Origin of the sequence: Epilithonimonas mollis, from assembly GCF_900142325.1 — a bacterium.
GTDB classification, from domain to species: Bacteria; Bacteroidota; Bacteroidia; order Flavobacteriales; family Weeksellaceae; genus Epilithonimonas; species Epilithonimonas mollis.
This window is the reverse complement of the sequence record NZ_FRAM01000003.1, coordinates 248,499-271,779: the sequence shown is the minus strand read 5'-3', so window position 1 is coordinate 271,779 and position 23,281 is coordinate 248,499. Positions and strand designations below refer to the sequence as shown.

General features: G+C 38.3%; 21 protein-coding genes. 4 read left to right on the top strand and 17 right to left on the bottom strand.

Annotated features, from left to right (window positions below; genetic code table 11):
• The 14 genes from BUA97_RS13480 to BUA97_RS13415 all read right to left on the bottom strand — a co-directional run bounded on the left by BUA97_RS13480 (position 1) and on the right by BUA97_RS13415 (position 12,157).
• The gene (locus BUA97_RS13480; RefSeq protein WP_072999104.1) at positions 1–462 is read right to left on the bottom strand and encodes a redoxin domain-containing protein; all 462 of its coding nucleotides are present in this window, start codon (positions 460–462) and stop codon (positions 1–3) included.
• Positions 463–467: 5 nt separating this feature from the next.
• Positions 468–1,154, bottom strand: coding sequence for a YoaK family protein (locus tag BUA97_RS13475; RefSeq protein WP_072999102.1), 687 nt, complete (start codon positions 1,152–1,154; stop codon positions 468–470).
• 11 nt (positions 1,155–1,165) lie between these two features.
• Positions 1,166–2,215 (bottom strand): cupin domain-containing protein, encoded by a 1,050-nt coding sequence (locus BUA97_RS13470; RefSeq protein ID WP_072999100.1) that lies wholly within the window; start codon positions 2,213–2,215, stop codon positions 1,166–1,168.
• Between the two features lie 427 nt (positions 2,216–2,642).
• The gene (locus BUA97_RS13465) at positions 2,643–3,194 is read right to left on the bottom strand and encodes an antibiotic biosynthesis monooxygenase (protein WP_072999098.1); all 552 of its coding nucleotides are present in this window, start codon (positions 3,192–3,194) and stop codon (positions 2,643–2,645) included.
• 13 nt (positions 3,195–3,207) lie between these two features.
• Positions 3,208–5,430 carry a hybrid sensor histidine kinase/response regulator gene (locus BUA97_RS13460; protein WP_072999095.1) on the bottom strand — a complete coding sequence of 741 codons (2,223 nt, stop codon included), beginning with the start codon at positions 5,428–5,430 and terminating at the stop codon, positions 3,208–3,210.
• Between the two features lie 280 nt (positions 5,431–5,710).
• Positions 5,711–6,406, bottom strand: a complete 696-nt coding sequence (locus tag BUA97_RS13455; protein ID WP_072999093.1) for a LytR/AlgR family response regulator transcription factor — start codon at positions 6,404–6,406, stop codon at positions 5,711–5,713.
• A gap of 69 nt (positions 6,407–6,475) precedes the next feature.
• A complete protein-coding gene (locus BUA97_RS13450; RefSeq protein ID WP_072999425.1) occupies positions 6,476–6,949 on the bottom strand; it encodes a Dps family protein in 474 nt (157 codons plus the stop codon).
• A gap of 130 nt (positions 6,950–7,079) precedes the next feature.
• The gene (locus tag BUA97_RS13445; protein ID WP_072999091.1) at positions 7,080–7,736 is read right to left on the bottom strand and encodes a response regulator transcription factor; all 657 of its coding nucleotides are present in this window, start codon (positions 7,734–7,736) and stop codon (positions 7,080–7,082) included.
• Positions 7,729–9,393, bottom strand: a complete 1,665-nt coding sequence (locus BUA97_RS13440; protein ID WP_072999089.1) for a tetratricopeptide repeat-containing sensor histidine kinase — start codon at positions 9,391–9,393, stop codon at positions 7,729–7,731. The genes BUA97_RS13445 and BUA97_RS13440 overlap by 8 nt, the downstream gene beginning before the upstream one ends.
• 113 nt (positions 9,394–9,506) lie before the next feature.
• On the bottom strand, positions 9,507–10,010 hold the full coding sequence (locus BUA97_RS13435; protein ID WP_072999087.1) for a hypothetical protein: 504 nt from the start codon (positions 10,008–10,010) through the stop codon (positions 9,507–9,509).
• 13 nt (positions 10,011–10,023) lie between these two features.
• A complete protein-coding gene (locus tag BUA97_RS13430; protein WP_139258326.1) occupies positions 10,024–10,482 on the bottom strand; it encodes a hypothetical protein in 459 nt (152 codons plus the stop codon).
• A gap of 12 nt (positions 10,483–10,494) precedes the next feature.
• Positions 10,495–10,977: a hypothetical protein gene (locus BUA97_RS13425; RefSeq protein WP_072999083.1), complete on the bottom strand. Its 483-nt coding sequence runs from the start codon at positions 10,975–10,977 to the stop codon at positions 10,495–10,497.
• A 3-nt stretch (positions 10,978–10,980) separates the two neighbouring features.
• A complete protein-coding gene (locus BUA97_RS13420; protein ID WP_175546206.1) occupies positions 10,981–11,598 on the bottom strand; it encodes an outer membrane beta-barrel protein in 618 nt (205 codons plus the stop codon).
• A gap of 16 nt (positions 11,599–11,614) precedes the next feature.
• A complete protein-coding gene (locus BUA97_RS13415) occupies positions 11,615–12,157 on the bottom strand; it encodes a hypothetical protein (protein WP_072999080.1) in 543 nt (180 codons plus the stop codon).
• Between the two features lie 288 nt (positions 12,158–12,445).
• Here BUA97_RS13415 and BUA97_RS13410 point away from each other — a divergent pair, with 288 nt between their 5' ends.
• From BUA97_RS13410 to BUA97_RS13400, 3 genes are all read left to right on the top strand, one after another.
• Positions 12,446–13,141, top strand: a complete 696-nt coding sequence (locus tag BUA97_RS13410; protein ID WP_072999079.1) for a VIT1/CCC1 transporter family protein — start codon at positions 12,446–12,448, stop codon at positions 13,139–13,141.
• Positions 13,142–13,419: 278 nt separating this feature from the next.
• A complete protein-coding gene (locus BUA97_RS13405; RefSeq protein ID WP_072999078.1) occupies positions 13,420–15,450 on the top strand; it encodes a TonB-dependent receptor in 2,031 nt (676 codons plus the stop codon).
• A 104-nt stretch (positions 15,451–15,554) separates the two neighbouring features.
• Positions 15,555–16,133: an NAD(P)H-dependent oxidoreductase gene (locus tag BUA97_RS13400; RefSeq protein ID WP_072999077.1), complete on the top strand. Its 579-nt coding sequence runs from the start codon at positions 15,555–15,557 to the stop codon at positions 16,131–16,133.
• Positions 16,134–16,219: 86 nt separating this feature from the next.
• Here the strand turns inward: BUA97_RS13400 and BUA97_RS13395 are convergent, their stop codons facing one another.
• From BUA97_RS13395 to BUA97_RS13385, 3 genes are all read right to left on the bottom strand, one after another.
• Complete coding sequence (locus BUA97_RS13395) at positions 16,220–16,879, bottom strand: hypothetical protein (protein WP_072999076.1); 660 nt, start codon at positions 16,877–16,879, stop codon at positions 16,220–16,222.
• A 138-nt stretch (positions 16,880–17,017) separates the two neighbouring features.
• On the bottom strand, positions 17,018–21,112 hold the full coding sequence (locus BUA97_RS13390) for a beta strand repeat-containing protein (protein ID WP_072999075.1): 4,095 nt from the start codon (positions 21,110–21,112) through the stop codon (positions 17,018–17,020).
• A gap of 118 nt (positions 21,113–21,230) precedes the next feature.
• A complete protein-coding gene (locus BUA97_RS13385) occupies positions 21,231–21,800 on the bottom strand; it encodes a hypothetical protein (protein WP_139258324.1) in 570 nt (189 codons plus the stop codon).
• Between the two features lie 520 nt (positions 21,801–22,320).
• On the opposite strand from BUA97_RS13385, the gene BUA97_RS13380 reads away from it, so the two are divergent.
• Entirely contained in the window at positions 22,321–23,199 is an 879-nt protein-coding gene (locus BUA97_RS13380) for an AraC family transcriptional regulator (RefSeq protein WP_072999073.1), read from the top strand.
• Positions 23,200–23,281: the final 82 nt, after the last annotated feature.

Below are 23,281 nucleotides of genomic sequence, written 5' to 3'. Positions count from 1 at the left end.
TTATTTTGTGTTAAGTGTTTCTAAAGCGTCTAAGATTCCGTCTGCACCAGGATTGATGGCTGTTGGTGACAGGTAACTCCATGCGATGATGCCTTCTTTATTGATGACGAAAAGTGCACGTTTGCATTCACCTTCTTCGCTGTCATAGACACCATATTTTTTTGAGGTTTCTCCTTTTTCTTCAAAATCTGCCAATAATGGGAAATGCAAATTCCGGGATTGTGAAAAGGCCAAATGACACCATTTGCTGTCCACAGAGATTCCGAAAATCTCCGCATCATATTGTTTGAAAAATTTTAAGGTTTCGTTGTATAAAGCCATCTGGTCACTGCAAACCGGACTCCAGTCTGCCGGATAAAAAGCAAGGATCACATTTTTCCCTTTGAATTCTGAAAGGGTGATTTTCTGGTCGGGCGTTGCATATAATGTAAAACCTGGTGCAACTTCGTTTTTCTGTAACATCGTTTTTAGTTTTTGGAGTTAAATTTTGAAATATATAATCCGCAAATTATTAGTAATAAAGCTGGAAGGATCAAAGTCCATTTTCCTAGATCATCGAGTAGGAAAGGGGCGGCAAAAGCGCCTGAAAAAAATCCAATCCATAATAACAGCAGATGAATCGCATTTGATCGGGATGCCTTTTTTTCTGCTTTATCTTTCGTCATAGTCAGCATTGCGGTATTTCTTGCCAGGTTATTGAGAGTTCCCGTCACGAAGTCGGTATTTACCTTTTGGTTTCCGACCGAAGTAACAATCGTATTCATCAATCCCATTGCAAATCCTACAATCGAAATGGATAATACACTATTGATATTATAAAAATAATCAATAATTGAATAGAAAATCAGATTCCCGGAAACTAAGCAAAATATTAATATTGGGTTCTTATTCTGTTTCCATAAGGACAGGCAGGTTCCTGCGTAGATTCCTATAAAAAACCCGGCGATAACCGTAAAGGATGTGATGACGGTTCCAAATTTGTCACTGAAGAAAGCTGCTCCCAATTGTGTGGTATTACCACTCATAAAGGAAACATAAGTTTTCCATTTTATCAATCCTGTCGCATCAATATAGCCTGCGATCAAAGCGAGAAATATCGCCAGTTTCTCCTGATTCCTGATTTGACGAATTGATACATAAGACTGAGCTTCCATCAGCAAAATATTTATTTAGCAGGTTGGATGAATACCTTTTCACCAGGGAATTTTTCGATTTCCCCTCCTTTCAAACCGAAATTCGTTTCGACAACATCTTTAGGATTTCCGGCCAGCCATTCGCTCAAATCAATGGATTCATAAACACCACTGTTGAAGCCAATGAGCACTTTGCAAACCGTGTCGCCAGTATTTTTAATATAATGCCCAGCTCCCATCGGCACATAACCGACATCTCCTGCCCTGAACTGTTCTGTGACGATTGTAGATTCTGCCAGGAAAACCGACATCTCCGCCTGTCCGGAAATGAAATACTGCCATTCATCCGCATTCGGATGCCAGTGCATTTCTCTCAAAGCACCCGGCTGAAGTTCCAAAACAGAACCTGCCATGGTGGTACTAATTGGAAATTCCTTACTAGTTACCAATCTCTGCAGACCACCACCAGGAATGATTCTTGGCTGTTGGGCATGCAAAGGATAACGGTGGAAACTTGTCAGTTCGATATCAGATTCATCAGGCCTTGCCAAGGCTACGGATGACAGTTCATCCGGAACAACACCGGCTGCGAAATAGGCTTCTTTCTGAGGTAATGCCGCCACTTCTTCCAGGGTTATACCCAGATTCTGAGCCACAATTTCAGGAGGGACACTTGAAACAAAATCCGTTACACTGAACGTGTGATCCTCAGAAAAATTTCCGTTATCGAAAATCAGAATGAAGTGACATTCTTCCGTTCCTGTCGCCTGGATCGAGTGGCCGTAACCTTTTGGAAAATACCATACATCTCCGGGTTCAAAGTTATCGGTATAGCTGTGTCCGTCAGGATGAATAATCGTGGTGCGCACCTTTCCGGAAATCACATAAGCCCACTCGGCGGCGTTGGCGTGCCAGTGCAGCTCTCTCATGCTTCCCGGCTGCAGTCTCATAGAAACGCCTGCAATGCCTATGGAAGCAGGAAACTCTTTTACAGATGCTCCTCTTGTTGTTCCGCCATCATTGGTGCGTGGTGCTTTTTTTTCCAATTCGTATTTGAAGCTTAGGTTTTCTGGGTTCATCATATTAATTTTTAGTGATTAATTATTTATTGCTCTTAATTTCTATGGTAAAGCTACTTCGGAATCGTTCAGTAATGAAGTTGTTTTCGGTGAATGGGCAAAATGAATCGTTGAGATTAGACTATTTAAAATTATTGAAAGAAAAATACCTGATAGTAACCAAAACAGAAATCTGCTTAAGCTTAATCTGACCTGCGGAATTAAAACAGAAATCTGTGAAGGTCTAATCTAAACTGCGGAACTCAAACAGGAATCCGAGAAAGTCTAATCTAAACTGCGGAACGCAAACAGGAATCTGTTTAGGTATAATCTGACCTGCACAACCAAAACAGAAAAAATTTCAATTATACAATCACTCACACTTGAACTTTATAACAAAAAAATCATTGAAAAAGGTTCAATGATTGTAAAATATGATGTTGGAAAATGATTACTTAAACAGCCATTTCCTAATCAGCTTTGTGTAATTCGGCATTACCACAAAAATCACCAGAAAAACCAGGCATCCTGTACTTATAAAGGTGTCCAGATACCGATTGGCAGGGAGATCAAGCTGTCTCAAAAATGGCAGCAATACCAGCTGCATCAGAATAGACAAAGGAAATATGACGGACCAAGTGGCCAGATACTGTTTCCAGCGAACGGGTGTTTTGATATCAGCCTTTTCACCGTAGAAAAGAAAATCCAGACCGGATTTGATTTCGTAGTTATCCTCTTTTGTGAATAACGGATGCGCTTTGTCGATCAGCTTTTTCCGGGCATCAGACTCCATCCAGTTTTTGAGATTTTCAATGGTATCGAATCGGATGATGACTGTGTAAACAAAGGTGAGATTTGGAATTGGCCGCACAACCTGCCAGTCGATAAACCCGTCGGCATTTTTGGCAACGGGTAATATTTCGTCCAGCCATGTTTCATATTCTGCTTGTTTTCCGTCCAGGATGTGATGTGTGATGACGACTGATGCCCCTTGGGTTTCCATGATGAAAATGGTGCTAATTAATGGATTCTGTGATGGATGTCAAAAACAGCTTGGCTTCATAAAGAGATTTTAGCAAAATACGTTCTGTGTCTTCCAAAGCGCGTTTTGAAGTTGTGTTCTCCTCGTTGGTTAATTCCAGATTATTCAGTTTTTCTTCTAACAAAGGCAATAATCCCATAATGGCAACACTCGATTTCAAATCATGTGCCCGCAGTTTCAGTAATTTGAAATCTTTATGGTCATACGCTGATTTCAGTTCCTGTAAATGCGTCGAAACTTTGTCTAAAAACTGTTGGGTAACCGTTTTTTCGAAATCTGTATCACCATTGCTGATGGATTTCATATAGGCGAGGTCGATAACTTTGTAATACGAGACTGTTTCTTCGGTTTCTATATTCTTTTTACCGTTTTCTTGCAATCCGAAACCGGAAATCAGTTTAAATAATTCTTCCTCTTTTATCGGTTTAGAAATATATTCGTTCATGCCGCGGCTCAGGCATTTTTCGCGTTCGCCGGCCAAAGCATGTGCGGTCATGGCGATGATGGGGATCTTCAGTTTCAATTCTTCCCGGATCTTTTGTGTGGCAGCATAACCGTCCATCTGAGGCATCTGAATATCCATTAGAACCAGATCAGAAGCATTGTTCCGAAGATATTCCACCGCTTCCAAACCGTTTGAGACGATGTCAAAATCAATGTTCCATTGCGATAACAGGTGTTTCATCAGACTTTGATTGATGGCATTGTCATCAACAACCAAAACTTTCAGGGGTGCATTTGATCTATCTTTAAAATATTGTGTATTGACAGAAGGGATTGTTGTAATCTGTTCTTTTGCAATACCGTAAGGAATGTAAAAATGGAAAGTCGTTCCTTTTCCCTGTTCGCTTGTCACTTCGATATTTCCGTTTTGCAGCTGGATCAGACTTTTCACGATGGACAGGCCCAATCCCGTTCCTCCAAAATTTCTGGTGGTAGAATCTTCGCCCTGGTTGAATCTTTCGAAAACTTCATTCAGCTTTTCTTTGTCGATTCCTATTCCGGTATCGGAGATTCTGAATCCTATAACGGCTTCGTCTTCGTTTTGCTGTTGATTGTAAATGTCAATAGTAATACTTCCCTGATGCGTAAATTTGATAGCATTTCCGATGAGGTTGACAAGGATCTGAGTCAGTCTGGTCGCATCGCCATTCAAGGTATCAGGGATTGAGGAATCGATTTTGCTGGAGATGGTTAATCCTTTTTCTTTGGCTCGTTCCACAAAAAATGTCTCTACCGAATTGACCAATCCATTGATGCTGAAAATACCGGGTGTGATACGCATCATTCCCGCTTCGATTTTTGAAAGATCTAAAATATCGTTGATAATGGCCATCAGATTTTCGCCCGACCGCTGAATCGATGATACAAATTCGGATGATGTTTCGTCCAAAGGCCTTTTCTGCAAAAGATTGGTAAAACCTAAGATTCCACTCAAAGGCGTACGGATTTCGTGGCTCATATTGGCCAGGAAGTTCTCTTTGGTCTGTGCCGCGGCTGACGCTTTTTTCTCCGCAATATCCAGCTTTTCAATGAGTAAACGCTGTCTTTTGAACTGTCGTAGAATATGAAAACCTACAATTCCGCCGCTTAAAACCAGTAAAAACAAGATCGAAATATCATACAATCTTGCTTTTCTACCCATTTCCTCGCTTTGCTTGCTCAGCTTGACCATATCCATTCGGCGCGTTTCATATATTCTGGCGGTGATCTCAGTGATTTCATTGGAGATTTTTCTGGCTCTAGGATTAGCGATGGATGTCTGGTCATCCATATTTCCCAAAGTATTGTAGCGCAATAACAATTTTTCTTTCACCAATTTTTTTTCCATTGCCAGGATGCTGAGCCTGTGGATCAGTTTTTCCAGTTCTGCATCCTGATTATCTTCCGAAATCGAATCCAGGAAGTTTTCTACTTCATCAATTTTCTGGTCAACGCCATTCAGGTGAGTTGTATCGTTGGTAGCTATGGATGCACGGATTCTGCTTTCCACTCCTAAAATATCGCGGTCTATCTGTCGTAAATGATTGCTGGAACGAAGCTCGTTCAGCAACATGTTGTTATTCCGGATAAGCGATTTTGTGTTATTGGCAGAATTGATCTGAACTACTATCAACAACGCAGAACCCGCAATAAATGTGAGGATGATAAAATAGCTGAACCGCTTGTTATTCATTACTGAAGATATTTTTTTCATAAGTATGTCGTACTTAGCATCAAATTGTTATTGACCACCCCGTCAAAAATTCTTTGAATTTTCGCCACCCCTCCAAAGGAGGGGAATTTTTGCGTCGCAACAGGAACTTCGGATATTGCAGCCCAGCTTGAATGGAGTTGTTTTTTTATTGCGATTGCTGAAGAGTTCTATCGATGGCTTCATCTCTTTCGTAATGAAAAAAAAGCGGTGACACTTCGACAGGCTCCGGATAAATTCCAGACAGATCAGACCAGTCTAAATAAATACTGTAATACTAAAACTAAAACACATTCATTCTCGTGTTGAGTGCTTTTCTGTATGCATCTGCGACGGGAATGAATTTTCCGTTGATCATAATTCCGCCGTCCTGGAGTGTGTCTATCTTGCCGACGGAGATAATGAAAGAGCGATGAACCCTGATGAAATGTTCTTTTGGCAAGCGTTCTTCTGCGGTTTTCATCTTTCCGTGAATGGCAAACATTTTCTCTTTTGTATAAAACTTAACATAGTCGCCCATTGCTTCGGCATAAAAAATATCGTCGAGCTTCAGACGCCTAGTGATATTAGAATCCCGGACGAAAATAAATTCATCTTTTGTGATTTCCACCTTATCTTTTCTGCTTTCGAGAATAGCCTGTGCTTTGCTGACTGCCTGTAAAAATCTTGCAGGCATCACTGGTTTCAGGATATAATCGGCGATATTCAGTTCGAAAGCTTCGAGTGCATAGTCTTTGTTCGAGGTTGTGAAAATGATGAGCGTATCTTTCCCGGAAAGGTTTTTCGTGAGTTCGATGCCTGTCATTTCCGGCATTTCGATGTCAAGAAAAATCAAATCCACATGGTTTGTCTGCAGGTGATGATAAGCTTCTATCGCATTGTTAAACTCTTTTTCTATCGTAAGATTTGGGATCTGTTTAGCCAGATGTGCCAAAGTAGTTCTGGCGATATCGTTGTCATCAACAATCAGAGCTTTCATAGGAGTAGTTATTTATGATGTATACAAATATAATTATCCTTTTCTGATTTTGATGAACACAGGTTTAAATTATCTGAAGTATGAACGAATCATCCAGGCCATTTCTTCATGGGTTTCCATCAATCCTGTGATGAAATCGCTGGTTCCGTAATCTTTGAATTCTTCGGCAAAAGGTGTGATGTTTCCTCTAAGGAATTCGATAATGCTTTCGTGGTCAGCCAGTAAATCTTTCATATAACCCAAGCCGTCATTGGTTCTATCGCTGTATTCTGTAAGATGTGTTAGTTCCAGATAGATTTTCATCGTAGCTGGAGCATAATGTCCGATTTTTCGCATACGTTCCGCAACGCTGTCGATCATATCATCCAATTGTTTGTATTGCTCTTCAAAAAAGATATGGTTGGCATGGAAGTTATCTCCCGTTACATTCCAGTGTGCATTTCTTGTTTTGATGTAGAGCAAGGTTTCATCAGCTAAAAGTTTTGCCAATTGTTCCGCTACAGCTTCTGTGTTTTGTTCTGTAATTCCGATTTTTGTTTTCATAATGGTAGGATTTAATTTGAGCACTATTGCTCTTTTTCTGATGTAAAGGTCGGATGAAATCCTATTATTTTGACATTATTTTCGACGAACGGGCAAAATGAATCGGTGAATGAGAAGAGGTCTGATTTTTTTACTGCCCGATGTCGTATTTGATCGCAAACTTTACAAGTCCGACTGTACTTTTGCAGCCTGTTTTTTCCAGCAGGTGCTGACGGTGGTTGTCCACTGTTTTTTTGCTGATGAATAATGTCTCGGCAATCTCTTCACTTGTCATTTCTTTAATGATCAAACTGAGAATCTCGCGTTCCCTTGTTGTGAGGAGCGATAATTGTTCCTGCTGCAATTTTTCTTTATGGTACTGATTGTATATCAGCGGTATAATATCCTGCGAAAAGTATGTTCCGCCATTGGAAATCCTGTGGATGGCTTTCAAAAGTTCATCTTTCCCGGCATTTTTCAGAATGTAACCGTCTGCTTCTGCCAAAACAGCTTCTTTCACCGCAGTCGAATTGTTATACATCGAGAGGATCAGAACCTGGATGTGGGGGAATTCGCTTTTGATCATTCTGCAAAGTTCTGTTCCGCTGAGAAGCGGCATGCTGATGTCAGTCAGTATAAGTGCAAAATTTGTAGGATTTGCGGCAATTTTCTCATAAGCTACCTGTCCGTTGTTGGCTTCGTCCACGATGTTACAGTTCGTTTCATTGGACAGTAGATTCCTGATGCCATCGATCATCATCTGATGATCATCTACCAAAAGTATATTGATTTTTTCCTGATTATCCATTTTGAGGCAAAGTGATTTCGATTTGAGTTCCGGCTAGTTTTTCCGATTCGATTTTTATTTTTCCATCCATCATGTGGACTCTCGCATTGATGTTCTTCCAGCCGATGCCAGAAGAATTGGAAATCGAGTTGTTGTCAAGACCTTTTCCGTTATCCCTGATATTAATAATCAGGATGTTTTCCGTTTTTTTAATTAATAGATTAACAGAAGTGGCATCTGCATGTTTTATCATATTATTGACAACTTCCTGAACAATTCTATAAATGGAAAGTTCATTTTGCTTCTGGAATTCCAAAGTTCTGATTTCATCCGGAATATCGATTTCCATTTTTGTGGAAGAAGAGGAATTGACTTTGTCAGCAAGGTTTTCCAGAGCAGGGATTATTCCGAAATTCAGTTCTTCGGGAATAAGATTATGAGAAATCGTTCTGACTTCCGAGATTGTTTTATCAACCAGATTCTGAACCTTCTCATTCTCCAGATTCTGTTCCTGTGAAGAAAGATTCATTTTTATCAGGGAAAGCATCTGGCCGACACTGTCGTGAAGGTCTCTTGCGATGCGGATTCTTTCATTCTGCTCGCCTTCGAAGAGGGCTTTTGTCTCCACTTCTTTCTGACGGAAAATCTCTTTCTGTAGTTTTTTGTCCTGCCTGAACCGGTAATTTTTATAGATGAAATATGCCACGATTATGGCAATCAGAAAAAACGCACCAATGAAAATCAGCAGAGTGTTCTTTTGTTTAAGTTCAAAATTTTGATGATTGATCAGGTTTTGTTTTTTTTCAGTTTCATATTTTAAATTGAGTTCAGATAGTTGCCTGTTTTTTGCAGTACTGATAACACTGTCTCTATATTTTGCATATAATTTGAAATTTTTAAATGCTTCAGTCGTATTTCCTGTCTTTTCATAGTATTGAGAAACAGTATAATAATAATCTTCGACTTTGCTTTTATCTTTATAATTATGAATATACTGATAGCACTGATCGAGATAGTATTTGGCCTTGTCGGATTTTCCACTGTACAAATAGGCCTGTGATAAAGTAAGATAAGAACCGATCCACTTTGCAGAATCTGTTTTTTTCGATATATATTTCAGACTTTGTTCAATGGTTTTTATGGCCTCGTCCGTTTTGCCGATTTCAAAAAGATTTGATCCAAGATTTTTATACCCCGCAAAAAGGCCTGCAGAATCTTTGACTATTTTTCTTTCCTTTATAGACTCAGAAAAATAATGCAGGCTGAGATGATCCTTTTCCTGAAAGTAATAGACATTTGCCAAGGAATTGTATGCATCTGCTAGACCCTCATGGTCTCGTATCTTTTTATTAAAATCAATAGATCTTTTTGCATAATTTTCAGCTTGAGAATCATTTTCAGTTTCCATATATGTTGCGGAAATATTATTACAAGCACTAGCGATCAAGTGATCGTTTTTAATTTTCTCGGCTTTTTCCAGAGCGGCAAAAAAAAATTTTTGTGCGGTTAAAAAATCACCTTTGCCAAAATAGATCCTGCCCAGATCAGATTCAATTTTTGATGACTCTTTTAAGGATTTACTTTTTTCAAGTTCTTTATTAAGAACAGATATAGATTGAGCTTTTGATGTTATAATTACAAAAAGAATAAGGATAGGGATAAAGTGTTTGGTTCTCACAGGTTTAAGTTTACACAAATATATTATAAATCTCTTTTTATATCAGCGGTCAGATATAAATTTTTATTGTAGGTAAAATGACTTTGGCAGCATCGATATAAAATTTTTAAAACTTATTCTTCAATATCGCCAAGAATCTGAATATAATAATTTCCTTTTGAAGCATCTTTCTGATCGATAGAGTATACGGCACTCATCATCAATAAGTCTTCGCCAGTGTAACCATCCGCCATATAAAGATCCTTTAGCTCATAGCCCTGGGTTTTGCTGCCATTATTTTCTATGAAATAGTCAGGATCATTTTTGGTTTTATTTTCCATTATTTTTTCAAATTCAGGGATGATGGCTTTTGCTTTATCCATTGGTATCATCCAGGTGATGATGCAGAGTTTGCGGTCTTTTTCGATGCTGATCTGTGCATCGCCATAAGGTAATTTGAAATTCGGCTGGTAAAAAGAAGTTTTACCGTCTTCGCTGTCATTCAGCTTTTTTCCGAGTCTGTTTTTAAAACCATCTTTGGCATATTTTTCCAGGCTGGAAATGATCTGAGAAAAAGTCTGGGCATTGACAATAATATGACTGAATGCAACCAGGAAAATTATAATTAAAGTTTTCATAAAGGTTTTGAAATTAAATTCTTACAAATCGGAAATAGATTTCATCAGATTGACTTAAAGTAATAACAAGAAGAGTTTTTCCTGTTGTATTACTTTTTACGAGTATTTTTCTTAATGTGTTGTCATCTAATTTAAATCGTTCAGGATCATACTTACTGTCGTAAATCAAATAGGACATTGTATTGAGCCGGATGGATATAGATTCCATTATATTTTCATCACCTTTATTGATATATTTTGCAGAAAGAACATTACCAATAATTGCACTGACAATATAATTAATCTCGAAACCCTCAAGTTTCAAATTCGTCCGGTAAAATGTTGAGGCATATTCACTTTTGAATTCATTCATCATCAGATCTGGAGCTTCAGCTTCAAGAAGGGCTTTTATTTCTTTCCCAAAGTCTTTGGAAATCTGCCCTCGGATAGACATTATTGTTAATAACATCAGGCTTAATAATACTTTTTTCATCTTTTTCATTTATTATTTTCCATATATTATCATGCTGAAACTGCTTTTCTGAGTATCTTCTTTATCCTTGTAATAAAATGTTTGGAAAATCAGTTTCGGTTTTCGGTCGCCGTGTTTCAGATAGACATTTTTTGTCATGAAGTTTTCGTTTTCCAGGTCGTCACTGTCCACAATCACATAATTCTCATTAGCAGGAAATTTCGTTTTGATAAAATCTTCAGTATCTTTTTGAACTATTTTGGATTTATCTAAAGGGATCGTCCAAGTCAAATTCTTACTATAAGACATTATGCTGATTTTTATCTCCCCAATCTCAGGTTTTAATTTAGAATCTCTGAACATGCTGGTTTCATTTTCTTCGCCGGCAATGTCCTTAAAATCATTTTTGGCCTGCACGAAAAGCGTTTCCAGAAAAGGTTTGTAATCTTTCTGCTGTGCATTTGAAAAATTACAAACCAATAATGAAAAACCTATGAAAATATGTTGTAATGTCATGGATTATTGGACGAGAGGAATATTGACGCTCAGACTGAAACTGCGGGTGTTGGCTTTGTTGTCATTGCCTTTTGCTAGGTTGGCCAATCCATAGTCATATTGAAATTTGAACATAAATAAAGTAAACTGGATTCCCAAACCATAATCCATTCTGCCCAGCTCATTCCCGAAATCTATTTTTTCTTTCTCACCGTTGCCAACTCTGTATTTTTTGCTGCCGGATAATGCATATGCTACATAAGGTCCAAGTCCGATATCCATATTGCTGGCAGTATAGATCAGAGGAAGATTAAGCTGAAGAAAACCCAGCTTGATATCCGCAGCAGAATTGTTGATGACACTGTTTTTTGAGCTTCCTTTTTTTACAAACTGCAAGGTTGGAAGCAATCCATAACCTTCTCTGTCATCATCTTTTTTGTATTTTTCCGGATTGAAAGCAACAAAAACAGCCATCCCAACATGGTAACCAACATTACCGGACTGATCGGTTTTCTGTTGTGATGTTTCGTGAGTGATGCCGGTCATATTGATTCCACCCAAAATATCAAGGCGTTGTGCTGTAGCTTTGCTGAATAAACAGAGGCAAAATATCGCAACAGTAGTTTTATAAAGAGTTTTCATAGTATTGATAAGGATTTTAGTTAATCGTTCCACTGAATTTTCCCTGCTCAGCATAAGCCTCTTTCCCGGAATTATTATATCCAACTGCATAAAAAGTTCCTTCGACCTTGTTACCATTAACGGATGTGATCTTCACTTCGCCACCACCGGTCATATTGGTGCCGTTATTATCTGTGCTGTAAGACATGGCCTGATCCGTTACGTTCTGGTAATCTTTTCTGATCACGATTCCGTTTTGAGAACCGTTGCCCAGAGTATAAGTCTTGTTTGCAGCAACATCGCCATACAGAACCATATTGATCGATTCTTTTCCTCCATCCCGGATTCCCGAAATTGTAACAATTGTCATTCCTGCTGCGGAAGTCCTAACGATTCCCGCCGCTGTTGAGCTGAATTTTCCGGCATGGCTGCCATCAAATCCATAATTTTCTGCAGTCAGAGTGGCTGAGCTGCCGGCATTGTTTGCATTGTTATTTTCATCATCACCGTCTCTGTGACAAGAGAATAAGATAGAACTCATAAAAAGTCCTGCGAACAGATAAAAGAATAGCTTTTTCATTGTATTGATTTTTATTGGTTGTTGATATGGCAAAGATATTTTGGTTTGATTTTCAATTCAATAATGAAAAACCCACTTTGTTTATAGGTATTTGTACCTATTTAGAATCTTTTATTAATCAGATCATGGAAGAGATATCTGAAAGTCAGAATTATATCAAATTTTCATTGATAATCTTATTATTTTTGTATGATACATTATAATTGTCTAACCGAAATAACTTAAGGAAATCCAAATATGTACAATATTGTTATATAGCAATGGATCAAATGTTTAGAAATTAAAATTATGCACCATCAATTAGAAAAACATTACGTCAATAGGGTAGGATGGCTTCGCGCCTCTGTTTTGGGTGCGAATGACGGACTCTTGTCTACCACAAGTATTGTCATCGGTGTAGCTGCTGCAAACCCGGAAAGGAATACCATCATTCTGGCCGCATTGGCAGGAATGATTGCAGGAGCGATGTCTATGGCAGCAGGAGAATATGTTTCCGTCAGTTCACAGGAGGATACCGAAAAAGCAGATCTTTTAAGAGAAAAGCGGGAACTGGAAGAAATGCCTGAAATTGAACTGAGAGAATTGGCAAAAATCTATGAAAAAAGAGGCGTAAGCAAGGAAACTGCACTTCAGGTTGCTACCGAACTTACCAATCATGATGCTTTGGCAGCTCATGCCCACGACGAATTGGGAATCAACGAAATAACTCAGGCCAAGCCTTTACTAGCTGCATTTGCATCATTCGGTTCATTTGCGCTGGGAGCGATATTGCCTTTTGCGGTTTCACTTTTGGCACCTATAGAACAAATGGTTTACTTTCAATATGGATTTTCGATTATTTTTCTGATGATCTTAGGTGCAATTTCTGCGAAAACCGGAGGTTCAAAAATGGGAATTGCCGTATTGAGAATTTGCTTTTGGGGAACTGTTGCAATGGGTATCACCGCTTTAATCGGACATCTTTTTGGAGTAACGGTTTCCTAAAAAACATTTTGGGACAATAATTTCTCATAACTCCTGAATATGGACAAAGATCCTTAATTTGATCTTTTGCAAAACAGCGTGTATCTCATTGTCTATTATCCATGCTCGTCGGTTGCATCATGGATAGTGAAATACAATCTGTACCTGTGTCAGTCTGGCTAAAGATTTTAACTGAAATATAAGTTGATTTTTGAAAATAGTTGATCCTTTGATAATCATAAATATTAAATAATACATTATCTACAGATAAATGTACGGTTTTTGCACTCGCAGATCTAATGAAAAAATTTTACCTGTTTCTTTTTTTTTATTCTTCTGCAGGTCTATGGTCTCAGGCTGTAGATTCTGCAAATCTGATTTCCGAGGTGCGGATTGATGCTTATAAAAAACCGACATCTTTGATAGCTTCTACAAAATCGGTGTCTGTGTTGCGCAAAGATCTTCTGATTCAGAACCCTCCGGAACGCCTTCTGGAGGCTGTCAATCAGGTTGCCGGTGTAAGGATGGAGGAACGTTCCCCCGGAAGTTACAGACTATCACTGCGGGGCAGCACGTTAAGGTCGCCTTTCGGTGTCAGAAATATCAAAGTTTATCTTGATGATTTTATTTTGTCTGACGCATCCGGAAATACCTATTTCAATATTATTTCACCACAACTGATCGATCAAATCGAACTTTATAAAGGACCGGAAAGTGGCGATTATGGAGCAGAAACCGGCGGAACACTGCTTTTGAAAACAAAAGAATCGGAAGATATTGCTGCCAGCTTGTCTGTCGGGAGTTATGGTACTTTTAACCAAAGTTTTATCCTTTCAAAGACATTGAATAAGCATTTCTTTGAAATCTTCCAAAATTATTATCAGACGGATTCTTACAGAGAACAATCCAGAATGATGAGAAAACAGATTTTCCTGAAAGATCAATTCCGTTATTCTGAAAAAAGTACCCTGAAAAGCATGATAATGTTCTCAGGTCTTGATTATCAGACGCCTGGCGGACTGACTGTGGAACAATGGAAGTCTGACAGCAGACAGGCAAGACCTTCAACTACAGTTACTCCAGGTGCTAAAGAACAACGGGCAGGCATCAGAAATAGAATGACTTTTGGTGGGATTTCCAATGAGTATGATTTTGGTAAGAATTTTTCTCATTTTATTTTGATTCAGGGTTCTTACGTTGATTTTGAAAACCCCTTTATTACGAATTATGAGCACCGTTATGAAAATAATCTGGCATTGCGGACGCATCTGAACTATGAGCGAAACTGGCGTCGGATTTTCTTAGCTTACAGATTCGGATTCGAAGACGGGATTAATCACATAGTTGTGAAGAACTACGATAATAATAAAGGAACAGAAGCTGATCCGCAAAATTTTGACAAATTAAAAAATACTTCAGGTTTTTATTTTCTTTCTCAAAAACTAAACATTAATGAAAAATTCTTTACGGACATTTCCGTCAGTCTCAATTCCGTTTCATACATCTGGGAAAGGCTTTATCCGCAAGCAGAATATGGAAATGTCCGTAACAAAAACCAATGGCTTCCCAACTTCGGACTCAGCTATTTTATGGATAAAAATCTCTCAATAAGAGGAAAAGTAGGAAGAGGAAATTCGGCACCGACCAACGAAGAAATCCGTTCCTCAACACAGGAATTCAATTCCGCTCTTTCTCCGGAATATGGCTGGAATAAAGAAATTGGCATAAGAAAGCAGTTCGGAAACGTATTATTTTTAGAAGGCAGTTATTTTGATTTCCGGATGAAGGATGCTATTGTACGGAGACAAAATGAAGCTGGGCAAGAATATTTTGTCAATGCCGGCGAGACCGTCCAGAAAGGCTTTGAGTTTCTTCTGGAATCCAAAAGTTTCTATCTTCGGAATGACTATTTTACCCGATTCAAATTACGTTTTTCAGGGAGTTTTTATCAGTTCAGATTTCAGAACTATGAGCAGAATAGTATTGATTTTTCGGGGAATGACCTGACAGGTGTTCCCGCAACCACTGTAAACTCGCTGTTAAGTTTTATCCTTTTCAAAAAGTTGTCCGTGGATTATTCTCATTTTTATACATCAAAACTGCCATTGAACGATGCTAATTCGGTTTGGTCAGATTCTAGTATTATAAGCCATATCAATTTCAGGTTGCCTATAGCTGTAGACAATACAATGATACGATTGTCATTGCATATACAGAATTTATACAATACAGGCTATGTTTCCGGTTTTGATATCAATGCTTTTGGCGGGCGGTATTATAATCCTGCTGCTGGAAGAAATTTCATAATCGGTGTTGAAACTCAATTTTAATAACATGAGTTTTACCAGCAAAACTCATGTTATGGAATAGGATAATCGAATGTATAACCTGATATGTTTTTGTAATTTTGTATGAATGGTAAACACAATTAGGCATGAAAAAAATATTGATTATCAATGGTCATCCCAATAAAAATTCTTTCAACTTCGGCATTGCAGCAGCTTATAGAAAGGGCGCTGAACAATCGGAAGCTGAGATTAAAGAAATTGTTATTGCAGAGCTGAATTTCAATCCTAATCTTCAGTTTGGATATCAAAAAAAGATGGAACTGGAGCCGGACCTTATTGAGGCATGGGAAAAAATTCTTTGGGCAGATCATCTAGTATGGATTCATCCGGTCTGGTGGGGTGGTTTGCCTGCTATTACAAAAGGATTTGTCGACAGATTGTTTTTGCCAGGACTCGCCTTCAGATATAGAGAAAATTCAGTCTGGTGGGATAAGCTTTTGAAGGGCAAGACTGCACATATTATTACAACTCTGGATCAGCCTGGTTTTTATTACAGATTGTTTTTCGGAAGACCGAGTGTCAACCAGCTCAAAAAATCCGTTTTGGAGTTTTGTGGAATAAAGCCCGTTAAAGTAAGCTATATCGGTATCATTAAAACTTCTGATGAAAATCAACGAAAAACCTGGCTCAAAAAAATACAACGATCAGGAACGAAACAAAAATGACGACTGTATTATTGTAATAAACAATATACTTAATCAAAAAAAGCTGCCTCGTTTGAGACAGCTTTCTTTCTTTGTGTATAAGAAGTTTATGGTTTCCAAAAACTCCATACAGTTCCGTTAAATACAGCTAATTGTTGTTTTACAGTATCAAACACCATCATACCGGGAGCCGGATTTACAATATTCAGATGCGGGCTGGCTACTTTTGGAAGGACCATTGCACGATTTGTATCTGTAAGGACCAAAATTCCTGGTGTTGTATCACTGTTGGAATTCGTACCTATAGCAATTTTTGCACTCTCAGATTCTCTTATATTGTTCTGCAAAGAACTGTCAACAGCATTATTTGCGTTGATGATCTGTGTAGAGTTATCCGCTCTTTTTACAGTGACAGGATAGGTAACATTAGTGAGATCAAACCAAGCGCCGTCTTTTCTGTATTTTACATTTTTGTCAGACAGGTCAAAAATAAGAGTTCCGTTTTCTACAGTACCCTGGATGCCTCTGTATCCGGCTCCTGTAGTTGAGTTATAGGCTACAGGCTGATTGTTGACTGTAGATGTCCAAGGTAATACGATTCCGCTTTTGTTATCGGCCGCATCATAAAATTCCAGCGCAATACTCGGATTGGTTACCAAATTGGCAGGCTGTATTTTGGAAAGTTCATTTTTTCCGATAGCTACTTGTGCTTTCGCCGAGAAAGACAACATGATGGCTATCGCCGTGATATTTATAATATTTTTCATTTTTCAGTAATCTTTTTAACCCCTTCAGAGTTTATGGACTATGAAGGGGGATTGTTATATTGCATTACATCAGGATTTTCAATAGATCATATATCTTAACCAGATGATTTGAACCAGTTATCCTGAGATATAAAAGTATTAATCCGGGCAAGCCTGCGTTTGAAAACAATGCCATGCAGGGTTTGTTTCACCAGATTTAACAGCGTATATTTTAAGACATTTTGCCTCGATATCATAAACCATCATTCCAACTACAGGATCCGTGATATTACTAAGAGATGCCGTTGTTGGTACTCTGTTGATAACAAATCCTTTTTCTTTAGATTCCAGAACAGTCCATGCACTTTGTCTCACCATCGGCCAGTTACCATTGTTTGCGCCGGCTCTTGATAATGCCGTTATACCATGTTGGGAAGGAATGTTAATTCCCCCATTTGTCACGGCAGGTTTGTAACAGAATGTACCATTTACAGTTATTGTAAAGGTCTGTATAGCAGATGTGTCAACTCCTCCGTTTGCTGTACCACCATCATCCTGGATACGTACGCTTACTGTAGCGGTTCCTGTAGCATTGGCGGCTACAGTATATTGCAGTTGCCCATTAGCATTGATTGTAGGCTGAACTGCAAACAATGCATTATTGTTATTAGTCACCAAGAAAACGATGTTTTGTAAAGACTCATTCGAAGGACCTTTACTGATATTAGTCGCCCATCCGGGTACAGTATAAAGCGTATCAGAGCTGTTTTGTGCCTGTACCTGATCAGCTCCTTTTGTGAAAGAAGGAACGTCATTCACAGGATCTACAGTAATTGTGATGCTGGTTGAGTTGGATTTATATCCCAAAGAGTTTTCTACTGTGTAATTGATAGAATCGTCACCAAAATAATCCGGTACAGGGGTGAAAGTGACATTGCCGCTGTCATCCACGGTCCAGGTTCCGTTAACCGTTGTAATGGTGGTTTGTCTGCCCGCAGTAACTGGATCTAAATCTACAGTAGCAGCATTCAGGCTTCCCGAAGTGGCAATGTCATTTGTTAAAATATTAAATGTTTTCGCATTATCTTCCAGAGTACTGGTTACATCAGGAGTTCCTACAGGGTTACTTACTGCTATACCAAAGTTAACATTGGTATTGTTGGTATTGTTTCCGGCTGTTACATTCAGGTAGCCATTGGTAGAACTTCCACCAGTAAGAGAGTTGTTAGCATCATTATCAATTGCTCCGTTGAATACTGCTCCTGCGGGTAAATCAGAAGCTGCAGGAACTGTAATTCCATCACCATATGGTGTTGTTTTGATGTAAACACGATAATAATTTGCCGTGGTATTGGCAAGGTATGAGAATTTATAGGTTCCATCAGGGGCAATAGTGACAGAAGAAATTGCGCGGTTTGTCGCAGGGCTACCTGTTGTGGCACTTTGAGTCAGAATTGCATACAGTTGTTTCCCTCCAATTTGTGAAATCGGTGTCCCATCCACTTTTAGTCCGCTTGCGGAACCGTCCGGATCATTATAAACAGTACCAGAAATCTCATTATTTACATTATTGGTAATTGCAATCGCACGGCAAACCTGAGTTCCGCTTCCACAATCATTTGTAGGTGTTGCACAAACGTTATATGTTCCGCTTTGTCCCGCATTATTAAAGTTAACAAGAATGGCGTCTGATCCCTGGCCTGAAGTTATCGTAGCACCAGTTGGTACAGTCCATGTATATCCTGTAGCGCCAGAAATACCAGAAATAGTAAAGCTTACACTGCTCTGATCATCACCAAATGCGCCATAATAAACTGTAAAAGATACATAGTCTATCGCCGCAGTTGCTGTTGCACCTGCAGTATTAATGGCCTGAATACGTAGCTTTGTATTTGTAAAATCAGAAGCACTCCAGGATGTCCCCCATAGATCCGTGCTGCCGCCATAAATAATATTGCCATCCGTAGAAGGCCAGAATATTCCTGTATTTGCCTTATTGCTACCAACAGCTACATTATTCTTCAAAAGCTGAATGACGTTATCTTTTATACTGCTCGCAGTTCCGTTTCTTTCTACACTGATGCTGATTCCCATCACAGGCAATCCGGCAGGAATGGTAATAGTTGGGAAAGGTATTTCCAGATATTGGGATGTTCCGCCATTTGCAGCAATATTAGATGCAGATGTTCTTGCATCATTGCTGCTTACTACATTTGTAAGATTAGTCCATGCTGTTGTTCCTGAAGCATTGTTATTTGCTGCAGTATTTGGCGCTGCTACATCTCCCGTATTACTTGATGTTGTTCCATTGCCTGATGTGGTAGTAGAGATCACTCCCGTACCGGTTATACTCCCTGCAGATGATACGGCAGCGATAACAGGAGTACGTCCGGATTCGCAACCCGTATCAGGATTGTAAAAAGCAACATAATAGGTTGTGGTAGTGGATATGTTTGGCGTTGTAAAAGTTTGGCCGGTAGCCAGAGGAGATCCTCCGGTGGAAGCTGCATACCATCTATATTGCTGGTTACCTTGTGCTCCATTTGCTGTAAGGGTTTCCGTACCTGCATCACAGCGGCTGGATCCGGTGACATCTACCGGATTAACATAGGCAGTATGAGAAGCCGAAATAGTATTTTCATATAATCCTGGTGCAGACGCTGTTGCTGTATTTACAATGGTTCCCTGAGCATTACAGTTCACATTGACATCATAGGTTATGGTAGCTTTTGCACCTGGTAGTAACGTTATATTATCACCACTTACTATCACATTAGATGGTACACCATTTAATAAAGTACCTCCTGATGCATTGGTTTTATTCTGTGCTACTTGCGAAAGCGTATAAGCCACTACCAGATCATCTATGGTAGTTGTTTTGGTATTCCATGTGGTGCCTGTGTTAACAAGACGTATACGTGTATCGACTCCCATATATGAAGGATCGATAACTGCGCTAAATGTCGTGTTAGTGGTGTTTCCGCTGATTGTCCCAATCGTGAAGTAAGTTGATCCATCTTTGGATGCCTGAACACTTAAACTTCCGGTGGCATTAGTCTGGGTATAATTGAAGGACAACGTTGCATTAGATGCTTTGGAAAGATCAACACTTCTTTCGATACCTCTTCCGTTCGATAAAGTAAGAAAACGCAGAGTATTGTTTGTAACTGTGATTTGCCCTGCAGCAGGATCTGTAGTTTCTCCTATTTCTACCCATTCGTTTTTCCACCAGGACATCCCGTTGTTACGTGCATAAGACACGGAATTGAAGTTATCCGCAACATTTTCTGTCAGACTTATTGCGGGTACAGCAATGGTGGTGGTATTTGGAGCGTAGGTGATTCCAGCGGGCAGAGGATCCGAAAGTGTTACATTTTCTGCAGTAGATCCAATATTATCCAGTTCTACCGTATACTTCCTGGTAGTTCCTGCAACAAAATGGTCAGTGTCCGCTTTTTTGGTAATATAAATCAGTTTTACAGGGTTTCTTACCGTTGTAGGGTTGGTAAATGTACCTCCGGCGGTTCCGAATTGCAGGGAAAACTGACGGCTGGTTCCGGCATTGTTTTTACCTAATGCAAATGTAACTCTTGTGTAAGGAAACTTATACTGCGCAATAAAAGCTGCTGTATTTTCAAAATTGATTCCGTCAAGCTCCGTACTGATACCTGCGAATCTGGTACGTCCGGAAGATTGTTGGGTAATTGTAAGTCCGCTGGTAGCATCTATCTGGTAAGTAGAATACCCACCGATTTCTACAAACTCGCTTCCGTCAATATCAGCTGCTGTAAAGTAGTATTCCGAGATGTAGGCTCTGTTGTTGGTCTTGACTTCATAAAACTCAAGCTCAAATAAAATATTACCTCCTGTTCCTGTGGTTGTAATCCTAGGTTGAAATCTGCCAGGAAGACCGGTGCCTGCTGTTTCATCATCCAACACGGTTAAGACTGTTCCGGTGCCATTGATTTCTTTGATGGTTAACAATCCATAAATAGTAATACCATTCGTCGTAATAAGGTTATCATAACGCCAAACAGAACCTGCCGATAAACCATTGTTTCCCGCATTTGTAACAAGAGTACGGTTAGCATTCAGAAAATTAAGATTCTGTCCGGGAACGGTAAGAACAAAGGAATTAGGCTGTTGTGCCGAAAGTGGCAAATAGCTGAATATCATCACTAGTGTGAAAATTAAAAGCCGTAGCTTTTGTGCTGCACTTTTTTCAAATGCAGAGTAAGTAGTATTTTTTTTCATTATTCGTTTATATAATAAAAATAGCTGTATCTATTCCGAAAAGAAGGATATAACTGATAGATAATCAAAAAGTTTTCGTTTTAATTAATAAAATGTATAAAATACATTCATATTAATCTTAAGACAAAGAGATTGGGGGAGGCCGCGTCCGAAAAGCCTGGTTGTTTCGGTTATGAAGATAACTGGTTTTATAGAATATCCGCACTTTTTCATAAAAACAAACAGAGGCGAATGTAAATCCCGACTTCGATACATCCCATTTCAGGTGCTGGTCGGGTGATATAATAGGTTTTTTAGTAGAATCAGATGTTGTGAAATGACAGTCATCAGTATTAGTATACCTGTGATAAAATGTATATGTCTTTTCTTTTTTTTTGGCTGAAGATGGTTTTTGTCCTTTTTTGTCAGCTGCAATCAGCTTTTTTGGCTGGCTTGATTTTGCTTTCTTTGCAGCGAGAAGTTTTTCGTTTTTTTCTGTTTTCTCAGTAGATAAGCTTGTTTGTGAATAACTTTCAGTAAGATTTCTAGAATGTGATGTTACATTTTCAAGATTCTGAGTTACAAGGGTGTTTTTTTCTACATACACGCTTGCACCTTCAGAAACGTAGATCTGACTGTAAATGGTATTGAAAAAAAAGAACAGAAAAAAAGATAACAGAGGTGTTATCCTGTTATTTTTTATCATCATGAGGTTTGTGGTTTGTGCAAATTTACATTTATTTTGTTAATATTTGAATGTATTATTAAAATAATTGAATGTTAGTTCAAAATTTTTAATAATAAGCTATTATTTTTTAATCAGTCACACATCTGATATAATTTAATTTTAAATTCAATTGATTGAATATTAGTATTTTAAATGTAATGGTGATGGTATGCGCATTTTTGATTCTGACTGATTTGTTAACAGAAATTTAATCTGACAGTTATAACTTATTTCTAAATGGCAATGTGTTTCCGGATCGATAAAAACGTAATTAGAAATATTTATTTTAAATCCAATCGTTTAATTGATGCAAAAAAATAAATCTCTTAATTAATTTTTTCATAATTTTATTTTTCTTATGGTATAGTATCAATAAAAACACAAATATTAATATGATTGTCCTTAAAATCTTTAATTTCCAAACCGTTTGTTCAAGGATTATGCTTTTTTTCACAGATTCTAGATGTTATAATAGTTGATTTATTAACATTAAAAGAGATATATGCATAATTTAGAAAACATTCTAAGAGAAATAACTCCGCTTTCTCCACAAGACAGCTTTCTTGTGTTCGACCGTGTAAAAAAATCTTTTGATTATCCATACCATTTTCATTCGGAGGTAGAGATCAATTTTATATTAAAGGGAAAAGGATATCAAAGATTGGTTGGCGACCACATAGGTATTATTGAGGATATAGAATTGGTGCTTATAGGTCCGAATCTCCCTCATTGCTGGGCAAATCATGAATGCCAACACAAGAAAACACACGAGATTACCGTACAGTTTAACCAGGATTTTTTCAGCCAAAGCCTGATGGATAAAAATATTTTCAAGTCCATCAATAGTTTATTAAAAGAATCTAATCTTGGCATTTTATTTACAGAAAGTACGGCTGAGAAGCTGAAGCAATCGTTTCTTAATCTTTCCGACCTGCGGGGTTTCGACTCTTTTATTGAGATTATGAAAATTCTTTATGAATTGTCCACAGCGGAAAATAGGAAACCTCTATCTTCTTATAGTGTTGAAAATGAAAATTTTGGAGATAACGATAAAATGAAAATAATTCATGATTATGCGCATAAAAACTTCGGGGATAAGATCACTTTGGAAGACGGTGCAGCATTGGTGAATATGAGCACTGTTACATTCAACAGGTTTATCAAGAAACGTTGTGGAAAAACGTTTATCAACTATATCAATGAGATCAGAGTCAGCTATGTGACACGCTGGCTTTTGGAGAATAATCTGACGATTTCTGAAATAGCCTTCAGAGCGGGCTTTAATAATATTGCTAATTTCAATAAAACTTTTAAGTCGATAAAAAAAGTTACACCTACGGTTTTTAAACAACAGTTCAATGGTGTGAAGAAAATCCAATAGATCTTTATTCTGCTTTTTCAGGGTTATTATATTAAAATTATATCAGCTGATCTGTGACAGGGAAAAATAATATGTTTTTTTG